Source organism: Phenylobacterium sp. (genome assembly GCF_036402295.1).
In the GTDB taxonomy this organism is placed as follows: domain Bacteria; phylum Pseudomonadota; class Alphaproteobacteria; order Caulobacterales; family Caulobacteraceae; genus Phenylobacterium.
The window spans coordinates 1-5,238 of sequence record NZ_DASWTE010000227.1; the positions used below are offsets into that span (position 1 = coordinate 1).

A 5,238-nucleotide genomic window follows, 5' to 3' on the forward strand; every position below is an offset into this window, starting at 1 on the left:
CGCCTGGATGCAGCAGCATGCGGCCTACCTGGACGATTTGCTCGACCAGGGCGTGATCGTCGCCCATGGGCCGGTGATGGATCCGGCAGGCGGCTACGGCGTGTCGCTCTATCAGATCGCCGACGATGCGGACATCGCGGCCTACACCTCACAGGACCCGGTGGTGAGAAACGGCGCAGGCCACTACGAGCACTTCGCGATGCTGCACCTGCGTTCGCGCGGCTGAGCCCGGCGGCGACCCTTCGCCTGGACCGCCAGCCGGGACTGGAGGATCGCCGCCCCAGGCCGGCCGCGCGACGTGTCGTCGGGTTCAGGCGGCCGCCGCCCGGGGCTCCCGCGAGGCGGGGGCGCGGCGGACCTTCGGCCCGGCGTCGACTGTCGAGGAGTCCGCGATCCCGAAATCACCCGAACGGCTCAGCGCGGCGTTGTGATTGGATCCGCATGCCTGTGAACGAGCCTCCAGGCCTCGGCTTCCAACCGATAGACGCTGGTGACCCGCAGGGCCACCGGCGTCGGGCCGTCCGCCTCCCCGGCCCTTTCTCCGTGTTCCACCTGGACCACAACCGCGAGGTTGTCGGCCAGGTATGTGGCCACGTCATCGGCGTCGGTGGCCCGGCCGCCCGGCATGCGCGCCGCGGCGCTGGCCAAGGTGGCCACGACCTTCTCGCGGCCGCGCGCAAAGGGACCGAACGGGTTGCCCCAGGTCACGTCGTCACGATCGGAGAGCAGCGCTACGTAGCCGCTGCTGTCCCCCTTCAACATGGCGTCGAGCGCGGCGAAATTCCCGGCCATGGCCTCTTCGAGCGTCTTTGTCATTTCGGTCTCCGTGAGGCGGATCAAACGAGCGCGCCGTGCGCTGGAACCGGTGGGCTCGCCTACAGGACGACCACCCGGTCGGAGGGCTTGGTGGCGTAGAGATCCGCGACCAGCTCGGCCTGGGAGGCCAGCACCGCCCGCTGGTTCACATTGCCCTTGTCGGTGACTTCCCCGGCGCCGAGCGAGGGCGGCGCCGTGAGAACGGCGAACGCCCGGATGCGCCGGGTCGCCCCGGCGTTCTGGTCGTTGTAGGCCCGCAACTCCTCGGCGATGCGCGCGCGCAGCGCGGCCTCCAGAGGTTCACCGCTCAGCCCGTCGAGGGCCAGGTCCGCACGGAGCGCCGGCGCCGCCCAGACCAGGAGCCGGACATCGTCCTGGTCCTGGCCGGCGACCACCGCCTCGGCGATGGCCGGCGCCGCGGCGATCACCGCGGATCGCAGCTCGCCGGTGATGACCCAGGATCCGTTCGACAGCTTGAAGTTCTCGCTCAGGCGTCCGGCGAAGCGAAGGCCTGCCCGCGGATCGCGGGGATCCACGAAGGTGACCGCGTCGCCGACCTTGTAGAAGCCTTCCTCGTCGAAGGCCGCCTCGTTGAGATCCGGCCGGCCGAGATACCCCGGCATCACGTTCGGGCCGCGCGCGCGGATCTCGTAGCGGTCGCCGGCGGGAACCAGCTTCACCTCGACGCCCGGGTGGGGCAGTCCGATCTCGCCCCGCCCTTCGCAGGCCCAGTAGGTGCTGCAGATGCCCGGCGCCGTCTCCGTCGCCCCGTAGCCGGAGGTGACCGCAATCGGGCGCCCGCGCGTCGCGATCGAGAGGGCCTGGAGGCGCTCCCAGGTGTCCCGCGGCAGCGCCGCGCCGGCATAGAGGAGCCTGCGGATGCGCTGGAAGAAGCTCGCCCGAAGCTCTTCGTCCTGCGCCATCGCCTCCACGAGCATCTGGATCCCGGCCGGCACGTTCTGGACGAACGTGACGGGGATCTCCTTCAGGTTCCGGATCGTCCGGCCGATCAGGTCCGGCGTGGGGCGCCCGTCGTCCAGGTAGAGAGAGCCGCCGCCCCGCAGGATGCCGTGAAGGGTGTTGTTGCCCCCCATGGTGTGGTGCCAGGGCATCCAGTCCACCACGACCGGCGGCTCCTGGTCCGTGACGAGCAGGCTCGCGCTTCGGATCGCGCTGCAGAGCATCCGTTGCGTCTGCGGCACCCCCTTCGGCGTCCCCGTGGATCCGGAGGTGAACAGGACCTTGGCCACGTCATCGGGTCCGGCGCCGGCCAGCCTCGAGTCCACCTCGGCCGTGGCCTCGCCCGTCTCCAGCGTCGCGAAGCTCGTGGTGGTGGCGTCCGGCTCGACGCTGACCCACTCGGCGTTCGCCAGGCCCGGCAGCGTCCTGACCCGGTCCAGGCCGCGCGTGGACTGCACGAAGACCATCGCGGGCTTGAGGATCTCGGCGATGCCCGACAGCCGCATCAGTCCCTCGGGATGCAGACTGTAGGCCGGCGAGATGGGCGCGACCGGCACGCCAGCCACCATTCCGGCGAAGGTGATGAGCGCGTGCTCGATGGAATTGCCGGTCAGGATCGCAATGGGCTGATCCTGGGTGAGGTCCCGGTCCAGAAGGGATTGCGCGATGGCGCGGACGCGGCGCCAGGCCTCCGCGTAGGTGAGCCGCCGCCACGCGCCGGCGGCGTCGCGTTCCGCGAGGTATGTGCGCGCAGGCGCTTCCTCCGCCCAATCCCGCAGATACTCGCAGAGGTGCGCGCGGCACTCGGTCAGAGCGATGGGCGAGCGCAGGATAAGGCAGCCGTCTTCGCGGTAGCTGACCTCCACGGCCTTGGGCGCGAAGCCGCTGTCCACGTCGACGGTCGCGTTCAGGGTCTCGCCCATGGTTTCCTCACCTTCGGCCCGCCGGGCGCACGACGGCGCAGCCTCGCGGCGCGCATCGATGCTCTTGCAAAGCTGTCCGCTCTGGACGGCGGGTTCCCAGCACATCCTTAGTGCGTTCTTTTTTGGCATCCGTCAAGGCGAGCGTCTCTCTTGCCGCCGCGGCGACATAGGCCAGCCTCTCTCCTCGTGAGACGAGCTGAGGAACACGCCGCGCGCATTCCAGTTTCCCACTTGGCTTGGGGTCAGGCCACCGCGGCAGACCCCACGGCCGCCGCCGCTGGCGGACCGCGGGGCGCGGCGCCAGTGAAGGTCGGCCTGGCGGCGCCGAGGACGGCGCTGCCGACCAATTCACGCCTGCGCAGCCGCATCGCGGCCCACGCGTTGCGCGCCGGCGGGCGTGGGATCAGGCGACCGCGGCCTTCGCCCGTCGCTTCGGGCTGGCGCCCGCCTTGGCCTTCGGCTTGGTGTCGCCACCGCTGCCCGCCCTCTCCTTCGCCGGCCCGCGGCGGAGCGCCTCGGCAAGCTCGATGGGCAGGTGTTGCGGGTGGCGGGCGCCCGGTCCGGGCGCGGTGCGAACCTCGCGCGGATCGAGCACCTCATGACATTCCGAGCAGACCATCACCGGATCGAACTGGCAGTTGCACCTGAGATGCTGGTGCAGCAGCGGCCGGCCCTTCTTGCCGGCCATGTGCACGTCGCCCCAATGCACGATCGACATGACCACCGGGTAGAGGTCCAGGCCCTTGGGCGTCAGGCGATACTCGTACCGCGTGGGATTGGTCTGATAAGCCACCTTCGTGAGCACGAAGGCGTCCACCAGCTTGTTCAGACGGTCAGACAGGATGGGGCGTCCGATCCCGAGCCGCTCCTGAAAGTCGTCGAAGCGGCGGACCCGCAGGAAGCAATCGCGCAGGATCATGAGGGTCCAACGGTCGCCGATCACCGACAACGTGCGGGCCACAGAACATGCTTGATCCTCAAGCTCGCTCCACTGCACGGCCAATCTCCATTTCAATACCTAACACCCCGACCAATATGCCGGGAGCGAATGCCGAATATGAACCCATATAGCACGTCCAGCGCTGCATTCCACCCTCGGTGGCGGTCCAGGCCGCAGCGACCGCCGCCCGACGCACGCATGGTTCCGGCGACATCCCTTGGAACGGAACCCGACGCCTCTCCCCGTGAGTTCTGATTGATTCGCCAGCGGGCATCGGCGAGGCGCCGGCGACGCGGCGCTTCGGAAAACGCAAGCTTCAGATCCGAGCCCGTCCTGGCGCGGCGAGCGCCGCGCCCGCCGCCCGGTCCAGAAGGGCTTCGAGCGACGCGACGAGATGCTGCTGCGCGGACTCGTCGCCCATCATGCGGCGCGCATCCGAGTAGCCGAGGAAGTAGCTGCGCAGCTCAAAATAGGCCGTGCGCGCCTCGTCCTCAGTGAGCGGCGGGTCGCGAAGCCGCCGAACTTCGGCCGCCACGGCCGTCCGGAATTCGGCGAGGCGCGCCTTCAGGAGATCGCGCGCCGGGCCGGGCCGGTCGTCGAGGTCGGCGCTCAGCGCCTTCAGCGGACAGCCCGTCAGGCGCCACACCTCGTCCAGCGACAGGGCGTGGAGCGGCTCGTGCGTCACTGTCTGGGCCGCCGCTTCGAAGGCTGCATCCAGCAGTGCTCCCAGGGCTCCCGCGCCCAGCTCGCGCACGCCGCCCCGCCAGGCGTCCTCGAAGTCCGCCTCGAGGACGACGGCGCCGAATTCGACGGACCGCGCGCGGAAGGTGACGCGATGGCTGCTCGGCGGGGCGGCCCCCGCCGCACGGCCGGCTGACGGACCGGTCCAGGCCGCGATCGTGCGCTGGAAAGACCGCGGCGGCGTGCTGGCGGGCGTGGTCATCTCTTCCCTTCCGCTGCAGGCGGCGTCCGCCCGCCCAATCATAGCGGCCGGATGAATCATGACAAGGTTCCGTTTTCCCACCTTTTCGCAGTCGTGCCGCATGCCCTGCGACGATCGCCGGGTACGCCCTGCTCCGACAGCCGGCGGGTGGCGCTTCGCGCAGCTGGACCTGTACGCAACGCGCGCACCTCCACGCCGCACGCTTGTACGTTCTATTTTGACACTATCGCGGTCGCGGATTTGGTTCTACCGTAGGAAAAGCCTGACGCGCACGCAGCGCGACGGGAAAAGCAAGGAGGAGCGAAGATGCGGCTCGCGGGCGTCCAGAACTTTCCGCCGATGGACCGGGTGATCTTCGGGCAACCGGCGCCCGAGGCGGTCCTGGCCGAGGCGCTGCGCCTCGGCGCGGCGCGCGTCTTCCTCGTAGTCAGCCGCACCTTGAACACGACGACCGACGAGATTGAGATGATCCGCCGGAAGCTGGGCGAAAGCTGCGTCGGGGTTTTCGACGGCGTGCCGCAGCACACGACCCGGGCCAACGCGGTCGAAATCGCCAGGGCGGCGACGGCTGCGGGCGCCGACCTCCTGGTGGCCGTGGGCGGCGGCTCGGTGGTCGACGTGGTCAAGATCGTCGCGATGTGCATGGAACACGAGAT

General features: G+C 69.8%; 6 protein-coding genes. 2 read left to right on the forward strand and 4 right to left on the reverse strand.

Annotated features, from left to right (window positions below):
• Positions 1 to 226: YciI family protein (locus VGD44_RS13950; protein WP_331088041.1), on the forward strand; the 226-nt coding region annotated here is incomplete at its 5' end.
• 188 nt (positions 227 to 414) lie between these two features.
• Here VGD44_RS13950 and VGD44_RS13955 read toward each other — a convergent pair.
• From VGD44_RS13955 to VGD44_RS13970, 4 genes are all read right to left on the reverse strand, one after another.
• Positions 415 to 816 (reverse strand): nuclear transport factor 2 family protein, encoded by a 402-nt coding sequence (locus tag VGD44_RS13955; RefSeq protein WP_331088043.1) that lies wholly within the window; start codon positions 814 to 816, stop codon positions 415 to 417.
• A gap of 59 nt (positions 817 to 875) precedes the next feature.
• Positions 876 to 2,699 (reverse strand): AMP-binding protein, encoded by a 1,824-nt coding sequence (locus VGD44_RS13960; RefSeq protein ID WP_331088045.1) that lies wholly within the window; start codon positions 2,697 to 2,699, stop codon positions 876 to 878.
• Positions 2,700 to 3,102: 403 nt separating this feature from the next.
• Entirely contained in the window at positions 3,103 to 3,660 is a 558-nt protein-coding gene (locus VGD44_RS13965) for a helix-turn-helix domain-containing protein (RefSeq protein WP_331088047.1), read from the reverse strand.
• Positions 3,661 to 3,955: 295 nt separating this feature from the next.
• Complete coding sequence (locus tag VGD44_RS13970; protein ID WP_331088049.1) at positions 3,956 to 4,582, reverse strand: TetR family transcriptional regulator C-terminal domain-containing protein; 627 nt, start codon at positions 4,580 to 4,582, stop codon at positions 3,956 to 3,958.
• A 306-nt stretch (positions 4,583 to 4,888) separates the two neighbouring features.
• Here VGD44_RS13970 and VGD44_RS13975 point away from each other — a divergent pair.
• Positions 4,889 to 5,238, forward strand: a 350-nt coding sequence (locus VGD44_RS13975) for an iron-containing alcohol dehydrogenase (protein WP_331088051.1), incomplete at its 3' end; no start/stop codon positions are given.

Excerpts from the sequence above, each read along its gene's own strand:
- VGD44_RS13955 (WP_331088043.1), bottom strand. The coding sequence starts at position 816 with ATGACAAAGACGCTCGAAGAGGCCATGGCCGGGAATTTCGCCGCGCTC.
- VGD44_RS13960 (WP_331088045.1), bottom strand. The coding sequence starts at position 2,699 with ATGGGCGAGACCCTGAACGCGACCGTCGACGTGGACAGCGGCTTCGCG.
- VGD44_RS13970 (WP_331088049.1), bottom strand. The coding sequence starts at position 4,582 with ATGACCACGCCCGCCAGCACGCCGCCGCGGTCTTTCCAGCGCACGATC.